Annotated in this window: 16 protein-coding genes and 1 pseudogene; 14 read left to right on the plus strand and 3 right to left on the minus strand. The window is 54.3% G+C overall.

Annotated elements, in window-relative coordinates; genetic code table 11:
• Positions 1-29: 29 nt before the first annotated feature.
• Together O9K67_RS18025 and O9K67_RS18030 are read right to left on the minus strand one after the other, a co-directional pair.
• Positions 30-2,129, minus strand: a complete 2,100-nt coding sequence (locus O9K67_RS18025) for a TonB-dependent receptor (protein WP_061496768.1) — start codon at positions 2,127-2,129, stop codon at positions 30-32.
• Positions 2,130-2,372: 243 nt separating this feature from the next.
• Positions 2,373-3,263, minus strand: a complete 891-nt coding sequence (locus O9K67_RS18030; RefSeq protein WP_061496769.1) for a LysR family transcriptional regulator — start codon at positions 3,261-3,263, stop codon at positions 2,373-2,375.
• Positions 3,264-3,471: 208 nt separating this feature from the next.
• On the opposite strand from O9K67_RS18030, the gene O9K67_RS18035 reads away from it, so the two are divergent.
• From O9K67_RS18035 to O9K67_RS18095, 13 genes are all read left to right on the plus strand, one after another.
• On the plus strand, positions 3,472-4,014 hold the full coding sequence (locus tag O9K67_RS18035; protein WP_061496771.1) for a flavodoxin family protein: 543 nt from the start codon (positions 3,472-3,474) through the stop codon (positions 4,012-4,014).
• Between the two features lie 20 nt (positions 4,015-4,034).
• On the plus strand, positions 4,035-4,208 hold the full coding sequence (locus O9K67_RS18040) for an alpha-aminoadipate/glutamate carrier protein LysW (protein ID WP_061496773.1): 174 nt from the start codon (positions 4,035-4,037) through the stop codon (positions 4,206-4,208).
• Positions 4,208-5,062, plus strand: coding sequence for a RimK family alpha-L-glutamate ligase (locus tag O9K67_RS18045; RefSeq protein WP_061496775.1), 855 nt, complete (start codon positions 4,208-4,210; stop codon positions 5,060-5,062). Before O9K67_RS18040 ends, O9K67_RS18045 begins: the two co-directional genes overlap by 1 nt.
• Positions 5,063-5,075: 13 nt before the next feature.
• Positions 5,076-5,711, plus strand: a complete 636-nt coding sequence (locus O9K67_RS18050; RefSeq protein WP_061496777.1) for a hypothetical protein — start codon at positions 5,076-5,078, stop codon at positions 5,709-5,711.
• Positions 5,708-7,021 (plus strand): DegT/DnrJ/EryC1/StrS aminotransferase family protein, encoded by a 1,314-nt coding sequence (locus O9K67_RS18055; RefSeq protein WP_061496779.1) that lies wholly within the window; start codon positions 5,708-5,710, stop codon positions 7,019-7,021. The genes O9K67_RS18050 and O9K67_RS18055 overlap by 4 nt, the downstream gene beginning before the upstream one ends.
• A complete protein-coding gene (gene argC, locus O9K67_RS18060; RefSeq protein WP_061496781.1) occupies positions 7,018-8,058 on the plus strand; it encodes an N-acetyl-gamma-glutamyl-phosphate reductase in 1,041 nt (346 codons plus the stop codon). Before O9K67_RS18055 ends, argC begins: the two co-directional genes overlap by 4 nt.
• A complete protein-coding gene (locus O9K67_RS18065) occupies positions 8,058-9,902 on the plus strand; it encodes a M20/M25/M40 family metallo-hydrolase (RefSeq protein WP_061496782.1) in 1,845 nt (614 codons plus the stop codon). The genes argC and O9K67_RS18065 overlap by 1 nt, the downstream gene beginning before the upstream one ends.
• Complete coding sequence (locus O9K67_RS18070; protein ID WP_061496784.1) at positions 9,902-10,690, plus strand: 1-deoxy-D-xylulose-5-phosphate synthase N-terminal domain-containing protein; 789 nt, start codon at positions 9,902-9,904, stop codon at positions 10,688-10,690. Before O9K67_RS18065 ends, O9K67_RS18070 begins: the two co-directional genes overlap by 1 nt.
• Positions 10,677-11,600: a transketolase family protein gene (locus O9K67_RS18075; protein ID WP_061496786.1), complete on the plus strand. Its 924-nt coding sequence runs from the start codon at positions 10,677-10,679 to the stop codon at positions 11,598-11,600. The genes O9K67_RS18070 and O9K67_RS18075 overlap by 14 nt, the downstream gene beginning before the upstream one ends.
• Entirely contained in the window at positions 11,597-12,823 is a 1,227-nt protein-coding gene (locus O9K67_RS18080) for an MFS transporter (protein ID WP_061496788.1), read from the plus strand. Before O9K67_RS18075 ends, O9K67_RS18080 begins: the two co-directional genes overlap by 4 nt.
• Positions 12,824-12,828: 5 nt before the next feature.
• A complete protein-coding gene (locus O9K67_RS18085; RefSeq protein WP_061496790.1) occupies positions 12,829-14,064 on the plus strand; it encodes an ATP-grasp domain-containing protein in 1,236 nt (411 codons plus the stop codon).
• 100 nt (positions 14,065-14,164) lie between these two features.
• Positions 14,165-14,644, plus strand: a complete 480-nt coding sequence (locus tag O9K67_RS18090; RefSeq protein ID WP_061496792.1) for a tetratricopeptide repeat protein — start codon at positions 14,165-14,167, stop codon at positions 14,642-14,644.
• A gap of 305 nt (positions 14,645-14,949) precedes the next feature.
• Complete coding sequence (locus O9K67_RS18095; protein ID WP_061496794.1) at positions 14,950-15,372, plus strand: hypothetical protein; 423 nt, start codon at positions 14,950-14,952, stop codon at positions 15,370-15,372.
• 248 nt (positions 15,373-15,620) lie between these two features.
• Here O9K67_RS18095 and mtnA read toward each other — a convergent pair.
• Positions 15,621-16,644 (minus strand): annotated as a pseudogene (gene mtnA / locus O9K67_RS18100) (S-methyl-5-thioribose-1-phosphate isomerase).
• Between the two features lie 102 nt (positions 16,645-16,746).
• Here mtnA and mtnK point away from each other — a divergent pair.
• A complete protein-coding gene (mtnK, locus tag O9K67_RS18105) occupies positions 16,747-17,946 on the plus strand; it encodes an S-methyl-5-thioribose kinase (protein WP_061496798.1) in 1,200 nt (399 codons plus the stop codon).
• Positions 17,947-18,197 lie beyond the last annotated feature (251 nt).

Raw genomic sequence — 18,197 nt, forward strand, 5'->3', positions numbered from 1 at the left:
TTGTCGCCCCTTTTCAGAGGCGACGCGGGTCAGAAATCGAGACTGTAGCCCAGCGTTGCGGTACGTCCGCGCCCGGCGAAGTAGCGATCCTCATCCACGGATGCACTCTGTGAGTAATAGGTGATGTACTGTTTATTCAGCAGGTTAGAAATCCCCAGACTGAGCTGACCGTACGGCAGTTTATAGCCGACCGCTGCATCCACCAGCACGTAGCCAGAGAAGTCTTTTGCCGCGTCATCAAACGACTTGCTGAGTGCCCAGTTGGCCTGCAGGAAGGTGGTCAGTTCCGCGTTCCAGTTTGCCGACCAGTTAGCAATGATGCGGTCCGGGGCGATGTTCAGGCCATCCAGCTTCGCATCGAGGCTGCCGTTGTTGTCGCTGTCGTAACGCCCGCGCATATGCGACCAGGAGACGGTGAATTTGTGGTCCGCATTCGGTGTATAGCCCGCACTCAGTTCCACACCGTCAATTTCGGTTTTCTCACGGCGGGCAACAAAGGCATCGTTGAGCAACTCCACACGGCTGCCCAGTTTGGAGGTGGACTGGTAATAGCTGGCTTCAAAATCAAACGGTGCGTGCTGCACGCGGAAGCCCACTTCGCTGTTTTTGGTGACGATCGGTTGCAGACCGGAGTAGTCATCCAGTTTAACACCAGGCGTGTCGATGCCGCGCAACACGCGCCCGACATCCGGCACGGTGAAACCTTCACTGTAGCTGGCGAACAGGCTCAGTGGTTCAACCGGCGTCCAGACAATGCCCGCATTGTAGAGGGTTTTATCGAATGAAGGATTGCCGCCTTCCACCGTGACGCGATCGTTGGCCCATACCGTCTGGTAACTGTCGATATTCAACCGCGCATATTCATAGCGCACACCGCCGCTGAGTTTAACGGAGGCCACCGGGCTGTACTCCAGTTGCAGGAACGGTGACAGATCGGTGTAATTAATTTCCGGTACATAAGTACGCCCAGTGCCCCACAGATCCTGTTTTGAGTTATCAAACAGCGTGTCAAAACCGACCGTCGCCTTAATGCGATCGTCCCAGATGTCATCTTTGGTCAGGGCAATTTTGCTGCCGTACTTATCGGTATACGCACGCGTTTGGTCATAAAGCGTGCCGAGGGGCGCAATGTTCGGATCCTGGAATGACGAGGAGTTAGTGGCGCCAAACAGCGCTTCGTAGCGCTGATAATAGGCCAGCACATTGAGCTTCATGCCCGCCAGGTTGTAGTTATCGTAGGTGGTGCCTACCGTCCAGACATCGTTATGCGGCGCGACGCCTTCCGGGTTGCCTTTCACCGACGTGGTAACAATACCGGCCTCGCGATCGCCGGTCACGCTGACGTAGTTATCTTTATTTTTCAGGCGGTAGCGATTCAGGCTCAGTTGCACGCGCTGATCGTTATCCAGCCAGTAGCCCACTTTCGCCAGCAGATCCCAGGCGCGGGAATCCATCAAATCGCCCTGTGTATTATCAACGCCAATGGCGTGATGATTGGCGTCTTTGAACAGGCCCTGATCTTCATAGCTCAACGCAAACACGTAGTCGATGTACTCTTCGCTGCCGTTGATGCTGTAGTTGGTTTTGTACGACAGCGTATCGCGGTCGAAGGCCGCTGTTGGCGTGGTGGTTTCCACGCTGACGTGCTGATTTACCGTTCCTGGCTTTGCACGTTTGGTAATGATGTTGATCACCCCGCCGGTGGCTCCTACGCCGTTGCTGGCGTTGGCCCCTTTGATCACTTCAATCCGCTCAATCATCGACGCATCAATGGTATGCATTTCGCGTCCTGTTGGGCGCAGCGGGTTCGATTGCGGAATGCCGTCAATCATCACCAGCGGCGTTCTGCCACGCAGCGTCTCGCCGCTGCCGGACATTTTTTGCCGTGGCGGAGAAAATGACGGGATCAGGTTGCTGAGGATCTGCGACGTGTCAGAAGTGACCTGACGCTGCTGCGCGATCTCTTGTTCAGTGATGACTTTGATGACCTGGGGGGAATCATTGCGCGAACCGTCGGTTCGTGTGGCGGTCACAATCATTTCGTCACTGTTATCACCTGTTCCACCCTGCGCATAAAGCGGAGCGGCGATGAGCAGTGAGAGCACGCCGTACAGCGGGGAAAATCTCATGCAAGCTATCCTCATTCTTCAATTCCCTCACAACCGCAAGGGATCATTCCGTCATAAAATCAAATAACAACAATAAGAAACAATTTGATACCGATTATCATTATCAACAACAAAATGTAAAGTGAATATTTCCGCGCCGAAACTAAAAAAACATGCGCCAGCGACAACACAGAGAAAAGGAAAGAGGAGAAGGGAACGACAGCAATAGCCAGGCGAAAATGCTCGCCCGGCGGTCAGAGCAGGTTACTGCCCGATCAGGTTTTCTTCGGACAAATGTTCAATAAAGGCAGCGATCGTGGAGGGAACGGGCCGGATGGGCAAACGCAATAAATGCATCGGTCGCATCGGTGGGGTGTAATCCGGCAATACCCGGTGCAACTTGCCGGAAATAATGTCGGCTTCAAGGATCACCGCAGAATTAAACGCAATGCCCAGTCCCGACAGCGCCGCCTGGCGAACCGCATCACCGGAGTTCACAATCAGCCGTGGAATGATTTCCACTTCGTAGCGCCCCCCCGGCCCTTCCATTTGCCAGAAATGGTTTGATTGCCACTGGGTAAAACTGATGCAGTTATGTTTTGCCAGATCTTCAGGCGTCTTCGGCGTGCCATAGGCTTCAAGGTAGGCGGACGATGCCGCCAGCAACATGCGGTAGGGCGGCATGGGTAAGGCGATTAACCCCTCATCGCGCACATTGCCAATGCGAATGGCAATCTGGAAGCGCTCTTCAATCAGATCAACACGCCGGTCAGTCAATACCAGATCGATATTCACTTCCGGATAGCGCAGCAAAAAAGGCGTTAACACCGGTGTCAGCACGCGATTGCCAAACGCCACCGGCGCGCTGATGCGCAGGTCGCCCGCTACTTCATCATTCAGGCGATGAACAATGGTATCCGCTTCATGCACGGCGGAGAGGATTTGAATACCGTGTGCGTAAAAGCGTTGCCCTGCGCCGGTCAGCCCCTGGCGGCGGGTGCTGCGGTGGATCAACTGGCAACCCAGCCGCTTCTCCAGTTCGCGGATGTGCTTGCCCACCATTGCAGGGGTAATGCACATCACCTCCGCCGCGGCGGTGAAACTGCCTTTATCCGCAGAAAGGATGAACGCTTCAACGCTTTTCAGGTAGTCCATTTTTCGATACTCCGGCCGTCAGTATTTGCATGATTATAAACTGACAGTAATAAATCAATAAAAAGAATGACTATTTATCCCCTCCTGGTTTTTGCCTAATAATGCCAGCAGCACAAGACGGGATGGCGGTACTTGCCATGGTTTATGTGTGACGCATTCCCATCACGATTATCAGTGATATTCACCGCAGTGGTTCGGGGTTAAGCGCATGAGTAAATTTGTAGTATTTAATGGTAGCTCCCGCTATCCGGGCAACAGTTCCGTTATTGTTGAGAAAGTGTTCAGCGGCTTTGACGCAGAGGCATTTCGCCTTAAAGATTTTACGATCACGCAGTATGAAGATTATCGGGAAACCGATCTGAAATATAAGCCCGTCACCGATGATTACGATTATTTAATCAATAAATTTCTGCACAGCGACGTGGCCGTTTTTGTTTCGCCGGTTTACTGGTATGGCATTTCGGGAACAATGAAAGTTTTTATCGACCGTTTTTCCGAGTCTTTAAAAAAAATCCCGGACTTTCGTCAGCGCTGCCAAGGTAAAAAAATCGTCCTGATTGTGATCGGTGGTGATAATCCACAACACAAAGCGAACATTATTACCACCCAGTTCGAATACATTTGCGAATTCCTCGGCATGTCACTCTGCCACACCTTTAAAGGTGAAGCAGATCGCGCCGGTGAAATTAAGGAACAACACGAGTTTATTCTTTCCATTAAGAATTACTTTGAAAGCAACTTCATTATTTAACCTATCTTAAGGGAATTATCATGAAAGCATTTAAATGCCTGACCTGCTCATCTTCTGTTGACGTTGTTGACGATATTCTGGTTGGTGAAATTGTTGAATGCAGCGCTTGTGGACAGGAGCATGAATTAGTAAAAGATAGCAATGGCTATCACCTGGAATTTGCACCAGAGGTGGAAGAAGACTGGGGCGAATAATGGAAAGCAAACCCGCCGTCTTATTATTTGTTACCAAAGTCAGGGAAGAAGAAAAGCGCATCGTCGAATTTTTACGCCACGATGGTGCAGATGTAGAAATTATTTCCGAACAGTCTTCATGGAACGTACAGGATGTAAAACACTACGATATTGCGTTGGTGCGTTGCCTTTCACAGAGCACGGCTCTGGCGCGCGCCCGCTATATTGAAGCCGCTGGCGTTAAAGCCATTAATTCACGCCACGCGATTGAAATCTGTACGGACAAAGGATTGCAGTCGGTTCTTTTTGCCCGGCATGAAATCCCGGTGCCCGCCTGGCGGGTTGTTCATCATTACCGCGATCTCGACGGATTACTGCCGCAGTTTGGTCACCGCTTTGTGATCAAGCCCGTCAATGCTTCCTGGGGTCGCGGCGTGACATTGATTGACAGTCCGGCAAGCCTGGCTGTCTGGCTGTCCGCCAGAGAATCCGTGGATCTTAAAGGTCAGCACTTGCCGGTGCTGGTTCAGGAATATATCGAAAAGGACAACTTCGATATCCGGGTGGTGATCGTTGGCTCGCAACCTGTTGCCGCATTTAAACGGGTGTCAGAGGATAACTGGAAAACCAACACCCACCTCGGCGCAGACATTATTCCACTGGCCATTGACGATGAGATTACGCGTCTGAGTCGCGCCGTTATCCAGGTATTGGGTGAAGGCGTTTACGGCCTGGATTTAATGTTTAACACACGCACCGGACAATACGTTGTCTGCGAAGTCAACCAGAATCCCGAATTTGCCAAATCATGGAAAATTCATCAGGTTGATGTCGCTGCACTTATCGCCAGATATACCATCAACTCAATTGAGTAAATAAGGTGGAATTATGCAGTCTCAAGGAACTCATGAATTAGCAACACAGCATTTCCAGGTCTCATTCGTATTAGCACGAGTGTTAACCTCGGGCGTAATTATGAGTATCGAGAAAAATGAAAGCGAACTGAAAGGCCTGGAGAATATTTTAAAAAAATCATCCGGCAAACAGTACGCCGTCACCTACAACAGCATCAGCGGCGCTGTCATTGGCGCACTCTGGGGGCAGGATATTGTTTACGGTGGGAAGACCAATCAGCGTACCCTCGATGAGCAACAAGCGAAATTACTGAAATGGTTGGGAATTGGCCACGATAATTTATTGGCCAGACCTTATCTTTTACATACCGCAAGCTGGGACAACCTCGCCGACACAGGCAAAGCATGTCATAACGATGAGCCGGTTAATATTATTGATTTTGCCGGGCTGGGCTTCGGACCTTGCGCTGTTTTACTGACCAACTCTGAGAGCATTTATAAAAAAGCGGAACGCTTAAAAATCTTTGGCGCTTTTGATTTACGCACCATGTGGACTCAGCAAGAAACAGAAAAAGAAATTCAGCCAGGTCTGCAATTTAACTTCCGCCTCAGTCCGCTGGTCGGCGCGTGCATCAAAATGTCGCTTATTAAAATGGGGTTAAACAAATGAAGACCGATTTCATTATGACGCCGCTGGCCATGCCAGCGGATGGCGTGGTTGACCATAATCTGGCGCTCGATGGCGATGCGCCGGTCATTCCAAAAGCCAACCGTAAAACCCTTTTCCCGAATATCACCAAAGAAGATCTGTTCCAGATGATGATCTCTGTGCAGCAATCACCGCAGGATGTGGTGGCAGAGTTCGCAGAGAAATATCGCCAGCGCGTGGGCGCGGCGTATGCCATTCCGACCGCCAGCGGGACATCCAGCCTGCATCTGGCACTGATTGGCGCAGGCGTGAAACCCGGCGATGAAGTGCTGGTGCCCGCTTTTACCTTTATTGCTACCGCGCAGGCGATTGTCGCCGCCAAAGCGATCCCGATTTTTGTCGATATAACTCCCGGAACGTGGTGTATCGACCCGGCGCAACTGGAGAAAAAACTCACGCCCCGCACCAAGGCGGTAATGCCAGTGCATGTGCACGGCCTGCCTGCGGATCTCGATGCCCTGACGGAGTTCTGCCAGCGGCATAATCTGGCGTTAGTGGAAGATGCCTCCCATGCGCACTCCGCAAGCTGGCAGGGACGCCATTGCGGCACCTTTGGTGATGCCGCAGGACAAAGCTTGATGGCGGATAAGAATTTCCCGCTCGGCGGCGAAGCCGGTATTGCCTTCTTTAAAGAACGCAGCAGCTACCAACGCGCCTGCGCCTTCCTCGAAGAATCCGGTCTGGATTACAGCATGTCCTGGGTGGCGGCGGCCTTTGGCATCAGTCAACTCGCGCGTCTCGATTATTATGATGAAATCCGCCAGCGCAATGCACAGCACCTGATTGCGGAGCTTGCCACCACGCGTCTGTTCCGTGGCCCGGCCATCCCGGAAGGGGCGAAACACAGCTTCAATATGTTCCGCATCAACATCAACTGCGATTTGCCCGAGCTGGCTGGCATTCCGGAATACAAAGTCAAACAAGCCTTACAGCAGGCACTGAATGAAGAAGGGGTATTTGCACGCGAATGGCAAAACACCCTGTTGCCCTTCCATCTCCCCTTCCAGAACCAGAAAGGGTTTGGCAAAGGTTTCCCGTTCTTCCTGGCAGAACGGAAACACTACCAGCATGAAGACTTCCCTAACGCCATGAAAATGTTGCGCAGCACGCTGGTGTTGTGTCGCGAGCTGCGCTCGCCGGTGGAGTACGAAAAACTGCGGTCCTATGTGCTCGCGTTCAAAAAAGTGGATCGCCATCTTTCCCGCATCGCGGAGATCGCCCGTCACATTGACGATGTTCCGCCCTACGAAAAGGATGCACGACTCGGATGAATACTGTCTACACAGCCGCCATTCTGGGCGGCTCCGGATTCGTTGGCGGTGAACTGTACCGCCTGTTAAGCACCCATCCGCAGATTGATGTGCAGTTTGTCTCTTCGGAGTCTAAAAAAGGGCTGCCGGTGGAACGCCAGATGCGCAGTTTCCGCCACCACAGCCATAAGCCTGGCCTGAAGTTCTCTTCAATCAGCGATATCAAAGACAACCATTACGATCTGGTCTTTTCCTGTCTGCCGAACGGTAAGCTGCCACAGAGGGTGTCGTTAGTCAGCGAACACTGTACGCGCCTGTTCAACCTGAGCGGCGACTACCGCTTTGAGGAAGAGGCGATTAACGCGGTGCACTACCCGGCCACGCCGGGCAGTTTGCCGCCGCAGGTGGTCAGCCAATATTTTGTGCCGGAATTCACCACACCCGATCCGGCGGCGACCCTCATCAACCTGCCTGGCTGTATGGCGGTGGCTTCGCTCTATGCGCTGTGGCCGCTGGTCAGCAAACAGCTGGTGACGGGCAATATCATCGTTGATGCGAAAACCGGCTCCAGCGGCGCAGGGAAAAACAGCGCCGAAACCCATGCCGAGCGTTCACACAATTTCCGCCTGCATAAAGCATTCAGCCATCGTCACGGACCAGAAGTGGCGAAATTACAACAACTGACCACCGATCCGCTGGATATCACCTTTGCGGCCTTCAGCCTCGATACCGCCAGAGGGATTTACGTCAGTGCCTACAGCACGCTCAAACCGGGCTGTACGGCGGCGGATGTACGTCAGGCATTTTTCTCGCACTACCAGCAGACGCCGTTTGTTCACTACCTGAAAAATGGCCAGGTACCCATGCTGAAAACCGTCTGTGGCACCAATCACGCCGAGGTCGCCACGCTGGTTGAGGGTGATAAGTGCCTCAGTCTCTGTTCGCTGGACAACCTGCTTAAAGGTGCGGCGGGTCAGGCGGTGCAGGCAGCAAATCTCTGGCTCGGCCTTGAGCCGTTTGTCGGGCTGGATCATCTTAACGAAGCCGGGTGGCCATAATGGATAATCTCTACGTCATCAAAGCCGGAAGCAGCACTCTGTACAGCGGCAGTGGTTTTTTCCGCGAAGTGATGGAGATCAGCCGCGCCGGCGGTAAGGTACTGGTGATCTGCGGCGGCGCGGAGGCTATCGAACGGGAGTACCGCCACCAGGAGATCGACGTCGCCTACCTGCCACTGGCGAACGGCGATCGGGTGCGCTATTGCAGCCCGGAGCACATGGACGTGATCCTCAAAGCCTACCGCGAGCGCATTGGCAACCTGATTAACCTGGCGGCACAAACGCTGGATTTTTCTGCCTATTATCAGGTTGCTGGCGACAACCAGCTGGTGACCGGAAAACTGGGCAAGCCACTGAAAATCACCGAAGGCGGTCGCAGCCGCATTGTGCGCGACTCGCTTTATGGTGGATTCAATGACGCAAAAACCGCTGTCCTGCGTGCACTGCTGGAAAGCTATGACATTGTTTTTCTCTCACCGCCTATCTGGGAAAGCCACGCGCGTCAGTACATCAATATTGATGCCGATATGCTGGCCGCACACCTGGCGGTGGCGCTGAACGCCAACCATCTGCGCTTTGTCACCGGTACGGCGGGGATCCTGCGGGACATCAATGATAGCGCCAGCACTCTGCACGATGTCTACGCCGATGACGAACTGGTGGTGAGCGGGCGGATGAAACAGAAAGTCCGCGCCTGCCAGCTTGCGTTGCAACAGGGCGTGTGCGATATCGCCATCAATGGCCCGCACTCACTCTCTGCCGCCGCCACCTGGTTCTGGCGCGGTACCGGCGTCAGCGAGCCAATGCGCTTATTGAACATGATGGTCAATATCTCATCCATTTCTGGGGATGAGTCGGTACTGGCGAACTTCCTGTCCCAGCGCCTGGCCGGTAGCGGTATCGATGCGCAGATTGACCCGGCTGGCAACCTGGTGCTGAGCAAAGGCAACGGGCCAAACACCCTGCTGATGCTCGGCCATCTGGATACCGTACCGGGGCTGTGGCGCAGCGATGCCGGCGAGGATTTTGTCAGCGGTCGCGGCAGCGTCGACGCCAAAGGCTGTCTGGCGAACTTTATCGACGTTCTGCGACAGGTTGAGGTGCCGCCCCACGCACGTTTGCTGGTGGTGGGCGCGACCGAAGAAGAGGTGTCCTCCTCGAAAGGCGCTTACTACGTACGCGACAACTATCCCGCCAACGCGGTGATCATTGGCGAACCCAGCGGCGTGATGCATGTTGCCATTGGCTATTATGGCCTGCTGAAGATCAAAGTGACCGCGCGCAAAGGCATGGAGCACACCGCCGCACGGGACGCGAAAACCTCTATCGAACACGTTTATGAAGCCGCTGGCGCGCTGCGGGCGGTGATGAATGATTTTGACAGCAACAATATCTCCAACATCATCGGCATCACCCATCGCCACGCGCTTTCTTATGAAGAGTCACAGTTGGTGATCAATTTCCGTGTTTCGCCGGAGGCGCGCCCTGGTTACATCGAACCGCTGCTTGCGCTGAGCGGCGATGGGATCACGGTGGAGATCGAGCGCAGCACACCGGGCTATAAATCGTCACGCACCAACCCACTCTATCGCGCGCTTAACCAGGCGTTTAGTCGCGTACTGACGGACACCCCGCCGCGCCCGGTGGTGAAAAAAGGCACCTGCGACATGAATACGCTGGCGACAAGCTGGCGCAACGTACCGTTCATCGCCTATGGCCCCGGTGATTCCGCGCTGGATCATACCGACAAAGAGGTCAATTACACCGAGGATGTGCTGCTGTCGCGGCGCATTTTGCAGGAGACCGTTGTCAACTGGATGCGACTGAATGGAGGAGAGAAGTAATGGCCTCGTTGCATGAACTGCCCGCACTGGCTGCCCAGGCGCGCGGCGTGATTATTGATATCGCCGCCAGTGATGTCGGTTGTCATATTGGCGGCTCGCTGTCTGTCATCGATATTCTGCTGTACACCCTTAACCGCTATCAGGCCGATGAGCATAACTGCGTGGTACTGAGCAAAGGGCATGCCGCCGCTGCGCTTTATAGCGCACTGTACGTGCTCGGCTACAGCGACACCAACCCGGCGGAACACTATGGCCGCAGCGATTCACTGCTGACCGGCCACCCGAACCATAAAATTCCGCATATTCGTTTCTCTACCGGCAGCCTCGGGCACGGCATCGGCTATGCCGCAGGCTGGGCACTGGCGCAGCGTCAGTTGAAGAGCAACGGCATTGCCGTGGCGATAGGCGGTGATGGCGAGTTGCAGGAAGGGTTGTGTTGGGAAGTGCTACAGGTGCTGTCAGCGCAGGAGATCGGCAACCTCGTGTATGTCATTGATAACAATGGCGCGCAAAATGATGGTTATGTCCGGGATATCTCCCCCATCGCCGATATCAAAGCGCGTTTTGCCTCTTACCGCATGGATGTGGTGGAAATTGACGGACACGACTTCAGGCAACTGGAGCAGGCATTTTCCGCACGGCAAAACCGCGGTCTGGTGATCATCGCCAACACGGTGAAAGGCAAAGGCATTGCCGAGCTGGAGGGCAATCCGTCCTGTCACTACGCCAAACTGAAACTTCACCAGGCAATCAAATGGAAAAGGAGACTCGCCGATGCTGTCAGGTAGAGACGCGTGCAAGGATGAACTGGTTAACTGCGCGCAGGAAGACGCGAAAATAGTGTGTCTGGAGGCCGATCTTGGCGGGCGAAATCACCCTTTTCAACAGCGCTTCCCGGACCGTTTTTACAATATCGGCATCGCAGAGATGGCCGCCATCGATATGTGCACCGGGCTTGCCGCTGCCGGATTTAAACCCTTCTTCACCACCTTCGCGCCGTTCGCTGCACTGCGATGTGCGGAGGCTATCAAGCTGTCGCTCGGCTATATGGGCCAACCGATCACCGTGATTGGCGCGTATGGCGGCGTCTCTGGCGGCTGGTTTGGCACCACGCATCACAGCCTGGAAGATGTCGGTGCCGTGCGGTTGTTCCCCGGTATCCGTATCGCCTGCCCGTATGGCGAAGCCGAAACACGCCAGGTGCTGCGCAACGCCGCCCAGGGCAATGAGCCTTGTTATATCCGGCTGGGACGCAACGACGTTTACCCCGACCTTGCACGCTCGGCGGAATTCGACACGTTGATCGTTGAGCAGGATTATCGCGCCAGCCACCCTGTTACGCTGGTATCAGTAGGCGAAAAAGCCACGCAATTGTGCGTCGCCGCCAAACAGGAACTGGGTGAAATCAATCACCTGCACTTGTGTTATGTGGATAACGCTTCCCTGCACCACCTTATGCCGGATATCGCCCGGCTTGCTGGTCCGCTGCTGGTGGTGGAAGAACATCGCCGCGCGGGCAGCGTGGCAGCGGAACTGGCGCTCAGCATGCCGCATAAACAGGTGCTTTCTTACACCCCCAACGATGACTGGCCGCAGTACGGCGGCAGCCAGGACGATGTCCTGGCGGGCCTGAATTTCTCTCTTGAAAGGTTACTCACCACCATAAAAGACATTATTTATGCCAAGGAGCATGTATGAGCACGAGCTTTGCCATTTTAAAAGATCCGCGTTTCCGGGCGTTTTTTCTCTCTGATATCGTTTCAGGGTTTGGCGTCGGGATGGCGACGATCGGGGCCAACTGGTTTGTGCTGATGAAAACCGGGTCGAATCAATATGTCGGCATCCTGCTGGCGGTGAACGTAATTGCAGGGTTTGTGGCTTCCCTCTTTTCCGGGGTGATCACCGATAAATATAACCGTAAGACCGTGATCTTTTTCACCCATGCTATTCGCGCGATCTTTTTGCTGCTGCTCTTCGTCATGCTGTCGAATTTCGATTTCAATATGTACTACCTGTACGCGTTCGCCATTATTAATGGCGTCGGCTGGACGGTGTATATGTCGGCTTCGCGCAGCTTCCTGCAAGAAATTCTTGAAGAGAAAAAATATGTCACCGGCAACTCTTTGCTGGAGATCAGCTTGCAGGTCGGGATGTTTCTTGCGGCGGCAGCGTCCGGGTTTATTTATAAATACTTCAGCTTTAACGCCATTCTGCTGGTGAATGCGCTGATGTTTGTCTTCAGCGCCATCGCCATTAACCTGATTAAATACCGCGCCGTCGCCCGTGAAACCAACAGCGAAAATTACACCTTAATGCTGCGCCGCGGCTGGTCATTCCTCTATGAAAACAAAGGCATTTTCGTGCTTGGCGTCGTGTCGATTGTGCCGCTGATTGTCACCATGATCTATAACGTGGTGCTGCCGGACTACGTGAACAACACCCTGCAACGGGATAGCGTCACTTTCGGTTTTGCGGATATGTCTTACGGCATTGGCGGGTTGCTTTCCGGAATCATGATGTCGTCGCTGGCTATGAAGCTGGACGCCCGTAAATTAATCAGCGCGTTCTTTGTTCTGGCCTGCATCAACCTCTTATTCCTCAGCCAGAACAGCTTCGTCTTTAATTTATATCTGTGCAGCCTGTTACTGGGTCTGTGCAACTCTTCACTGCGTATCTTAATGAACTCCCTGCTGATGCAAACCGTGCCAAAAGATTATATGGGGCGTTCGATGGCGGTGTGGATCGGTATTTCCCTGATCTGCCAGTGCCTCTTCTCACTGTTTATTGGTTCCTACCTCGATCAGCATGGCGCAATGATTGGCATTGTGATCATGGCGCTGATGATGGGGGCGGGATTCGTCATGTTTGTTCTTAATCAACTGTTGCTCTCAAAAAAGCATCCTGAAAATTTACAGGGGTAACGACCATGTCAGATAAAAAAGTCATTTTTTTGGTTGAGCCGAGTTTCTTCGGCGTCAGTTTTGCCCGCGAGGCACACAAAGCAGGTTTCTACGTTGTGGTGCTGGTTTCGGCAAAAGACAACCCACAGCTCTATGGTTACGAAGGCGAATACGATGATTTGCTGGTCTGTGATATCCGCGATGCGGATTCCATCTATCAGGCCATCTATAGCAGCCCGTATAAACGCATCGACGCGATGATTTCGGCAACGGACTATGCCATGGCGACCACCGCCGAGGCGGCGCAGCGTTTAAACATTCCTTGCATCAGCCATGAAACGGCGACGCTGGCACGTAACAAAGATTTGGCCCGTATTCGCTACAGCGAACGCGGCGTGCCGAGCGCACAGTTTAAAATTGTCCACCGGTTGGGAGAAGCGGAAGACGCGGCAGCAACTATTGGCTATCCGGTGGTACTGAAACCCACCAATACGGCCAGCAGCCAGAACGTCTTTTTTATTAACGATCGCCAGCAACTGCGCGACGCATTTAAAGTGCTGGAAAATTTCACCACCAGCTACATGGGCTTCAGCGTGCGCAAAGAGTACCTGGTGGAAGAGTATCTGGAAGGGCCGGAATTCAGCGTTGAGATCTTCTTAACCCACGGCGAAGTGGTCTTCGCGGAAGTAACCGAAAAAGTCACGTCGCCGCTGCCTTACTTTGTTGAAATGTTCCACATCTTCCCGACGTCTGTACTGGAAGATAAAAAACCGCAGATGATTGAAGTGGCGCGCCAGGCGCTGGAGGCTATCGGCTTCACCAACGGCCCGGCGCACGTTGAGGTGAAATACACCCAAACCGGGCCGCGTATCGTTGAGGTCAACGGCCGACCGGGCGGTGATAATATTACCTCCGATCTGATCCCTGGCGCCTATCACCTCAACATTTTCCGCCAGGCGGTGTTTAACGCGCTGAAACTGCCGGTGGACTTTACGGTGGAAAAACCGATGAGCTGCGCAGTAGGCTATATCTGCGCCGATCGTGACGGCGTGTTAGCGTCTATTGAGAACCTTGCCAGCGTGCAACACGATCACGCGGTGCTGCGCTCCGCCATCAGCGTCAGACCGGGTGATAACGTCGTGGTGCCGAAAAGCTCCGATGACCGGTTAGGGTATTTCATTGTGCAGGCGGAAACCCCGGCCAAAGCGAAAGCCAAGATCACCGAACTGATCGGCAAATTGAAACTGACCTACCGTAACTAATATCCGGACGCAGCCCCTCTCCCTTCTGCGGGAGGGGCACATTGCTAACCCCTGCCGCCTGTTCTATAACGTAAATCCTCTTCATCAACGGATCCCGATAATGGACACCAGGTTACAAGCCGCCATTGCACTGCGCAAACAGGGCGAACATGAGCAAAGCCGGCAACTGTTACAGGCGCTGACTACCGAGTCGGAACTGCGCGCTCTCGCCTTTTTACATCTGGCTTGGTCTTACGATAACCAGGGTCTGGAGCAGGAAGCCGAGCACAGCTACCTTGCCGCTCTGGACGCAGGGTTGGATGAAGAAGATCGGTTCGAAGCTCAGTTTGGCCTCGCCTCCACCTGGCGCTGCCTTGGCAAATATCAGCAAGCCAAAGTACTGTTCGAAGAGATAATGATCGCATGGCCGCAGGCGACGGAAGTCAGGCCGTTTTACGCATTATGCCTGTACAACCTGGGTGAACATGAATGCGCAGTCAGGGTGTTGCTGGCGTCTGTGGCACAACACCCCGATGAACGTACAGCGCCCTATCAAGAGGTTCTGCGCTATTACGCGCAGAACCCGGATCAACGCTGGTAACCGAAAGCCTGATAATCCTGGCAACGTGAGGGGTGAGGGGAAAAACGACATTACGTTAACCCGTCAATAATTACCTGCTTGATCCCCTGAGAACATAGCTCTACGCACCCCGTAAACCTGTGCCAGCGTGTGCGGGGTGATCACGTCACCCGACGCACCATTTGGATACAGAAACGATTATTTGCCTTGCTTCCCCTGCCGCTTAACATCCTGATTCGTTTTCTGTTGCTCTGACATAGTTTTTAACGGCTTTTCATCAGCATGATGGATTACCCTCATGCCCTGCCTGTTTTACGGATACCACCATGAAATATCCTCTGCTGCTGTTGCTCGGTCTGTTCTCAACGGCTCATGCCAACGATGCGATTAAGCTTAATTGCCCGATGCGTGGCGCACTGACGGTGTCGTTTTTTGATTACCATCTGATCACGATGAAGTGGGGCGATCATTTTCAGGTCGCCTCCGGTAAAGAGCAGGGACATACCACAGCCGGCGTGCCGTTCTGGAGCACGACGTTTGGTAACGGCGACAACCTCGCCTTCTTTCCGAACTCCGGCTCGTATTATCTGTTTTATGCAGGTTCACAGGAGCCAGTGCTGTGTACCGAGGTGGGAAGCTATGCTTACCCGGTGATCACACCACCACGCTATGAGAACAACGGCGGTGTAACGGAGAGCCAGGCGAAACGAACAGAAGATGATGTGGTACTGCTGCACCCGGCGGCGTAGTTTTCTCGTTTTCCCCTCACCCTAGCCCTCTCCCCAAAGGGGAGAGGGGATGAAAAAACAGACCACTCTTCCCCAACGGAGAGGGGATGAAAAAACAGACCACCTTTCCCCGACGGAGAGGGGATGAAAAAACAGACCACCTTTCCCCGACGGAGAGGGGATGAAAAAACAGACCACCTTTCCCCGACGGAGAGGGGATCATAAACCGGCCCCTCTCTCCCTGGGAGAATCGCGATATACCAGACGGACTATTGCTGCGCAAACACCCCGTTTGCCACCTCTTCAGGCGTTACCACGCCGCTGTCCAGCACCCAACCGCTAATCAGCGCGGCGGGCGTAACGTCGAACGCCGGATTATAGACCTGCGCATTTTCCGGTGCCCACTGAACCGCGCCAAAACGGCCAGCGACACCGGTGACTTCCGCCGCCGCACGCTGTTCAATCGGAATGGCGTCGCCATTCGGGCAGTCTCTGTCGAGGGTGGTTTGCGGCGCAGCAACGTAGAACGGCACACCGTGGAATTTCGCCAGCACTGCCAGTGAGTAAGTGCCAATTTTTATTCGCCACATCGCCATTAGCAGCAATGCGGTCCGCACCGACCCACACCGCATCAACCTGTCCTTTTGCCATCAGGCTGGCGGCCATTGAATCGGTAATAAGCTGATAAGGTACGCCCAGTTCGCCCAGTTCCCAGGCGGTCAGCCGCCCCCCCTGCAACAGCGGGCGGGTTTCATCCACCCACACATTCGCCACCTTACCTTGCTGGTGTGCTTTCGCAATCACCCCTAACGCCGTGCCAACGCCTGCTGTCGCCAGCCCACCGGTGTTGCAGTGGGTGAGCAAGCGACTACCGGGACTGACCAGCGCTACGCCTGCGCGAGCGATGCCGTCGCAAAGCTGTCGGTCTTCGTCAATTAAACGCAGCGCTTCCGCCGTCAGTGCGGCGACAAAATTGTCCTGTGCCAACGCCAGTTTCATACGGTCGAGGTTATTCATCAGGTTGACCGCGGTCGGGCGCGCAGCGCGCAGGGTTTCCAGTGCCTGCGCCAGTTGCGCCCGGTGGGTCCCCTGCTCTGCCAGTAACGCCAGCAACAGGCTGGCGGACAGACCAATCAACGGCGCGCCGCGCACGCGCAAGGCATGAATATGCCCGACAAGTTCTTCTACCGTTGTGGCGGGCAACCAGCATTTCTCCTGCGGTAGCGCCTGCTGATCGAGAATAAAGAGCTGGTTTTCGATAACCCGCAGACTGGTAGTCTGTAATGACTGCATATCGTTAAATCCCTGTTGCGTTGTTGTATCGTATTGTGTCAGGATGAAGTTCGGATGTATAGACGTCTAAATGGCTTTGTTTGCAAAAAGAGGATCGAGGCAATGTCGCAATACCGTACCTTTACCGCCCGCGATGCCGTGGCGTACGCCCAACAATTTGGCGGCCTGGACACTCCGTCCGAGCTGGTTGACGCGCAGGAGGTGGGCGACGGTAACCTCAATCTGGTGTTTAAAATTTTCGACCGTCAGGGCGTCAGCCGCATTATCGTCAAACAGGCCCTGCCCTACGTGCGCTGTGTGGGAGAATCCTGGCCGTTAACGCTGGACAGGGCCCGTCTGGAAGCGCAAACGCTGGTCGAGCATTATCAGTACAGCCCGCAACACACCGTTAAAATTCACCACTTCGACCCGCAACTGGCGGTGATGGTGATGGAAGATCTCTCCGATCATAAGATCTGGCGCGGTGAACTGATCAATAACGTTTACTATCCGCAAGCGGCCGCTCAATTGGGTGAATACCTGGCGCAAACCCTGTTTCATACCAGCGATTTTTATCTGCATCCCCATGCCAAAAAAGCGCAGGTGGCGCAGTTTATCAACCCGGAAATGTGCGAGATCACCGAGGATCTGTTCTTTAACGATCCGTACCAGATCCACAAACGCAACAACTACCCCGCGGAGCTGGAAGCCGATGTCGCCGCCCTGCGCGAGGATGCACAACTGAAACTGGCGGTTGCCTCACTTAAACACCGTTTCTTTTCACAGGCCGAAGCCTTGTTGCACGGCGACATTCACAGTGGTTCGATTTTTGTTGCCGAAGGCAGCCTGAAGGCCATCGATGCTGAATTTGGTTATTTCGGCCCGATAGGCTTCGACATCGGCACTGCCATTGGCAACCTGCTGCTGAACTACTGCGGCCTGCCAGGGCATCTCGGCATCCGCGATGCCGCCGCTGCACGCGAGTTGCGTCTGAATGATATCCACACCCTGTGGACTACCTTCGCAGCGCGTTTTCAGGCGCTGGCGGCAGAGAAAACCCGTGATGCGGCGCTGGCGCAGCCGGGCTATGCCAGCGCTTTTTTACAAAAAGTGTGGGTGGATGCCATCGGTTTCTGCGGCACGGAACTGATTCGCCGCAGCGTCGGGCTGTCGCACGTGGCGGACATCGATACCATTGCCGATGACGAGATGCGCCACGCCTGTCTGCGTCATGCCATCACCCTCGGCAAGGCGCTGATTGTGATTGCCGGGCGTATTGATAGCGTCGGGGAGCTGATTGCCCGGGTGCGGCAGTACAGCTAGTTTACCCTCACCCCAGCCCTCTCCCTGAAAGGGAGAGGGGGTAAAAACAACCGGGCATCCACTATTCCTTCTCCCCTTCGGGGAGAGGGGGTAAAAACAACCGGGCATCCGCTACTCCCTCTCCTCTCCGGGGAGAGGGAGTAAAAACAACCGGGCACCCGCTATTCCCTCTCCTCTCCGGGGAGAAGGAGTAAAAACAACCGGGCATCCGCTACCCCCTCTCCTCTCCGGGGAGAGGGGGTAAAAACAAC

The sequence above is a fragment of the Kosakonia oryzendophytica genome (assembly GCF_027886705.1).
GTDB lineage: Bacteria > Pseudomonadota > Gammaproteobacteria > Enterobacterales > Enterobacteriaceae > Kosakonia > Kosakonia oryzendophytica.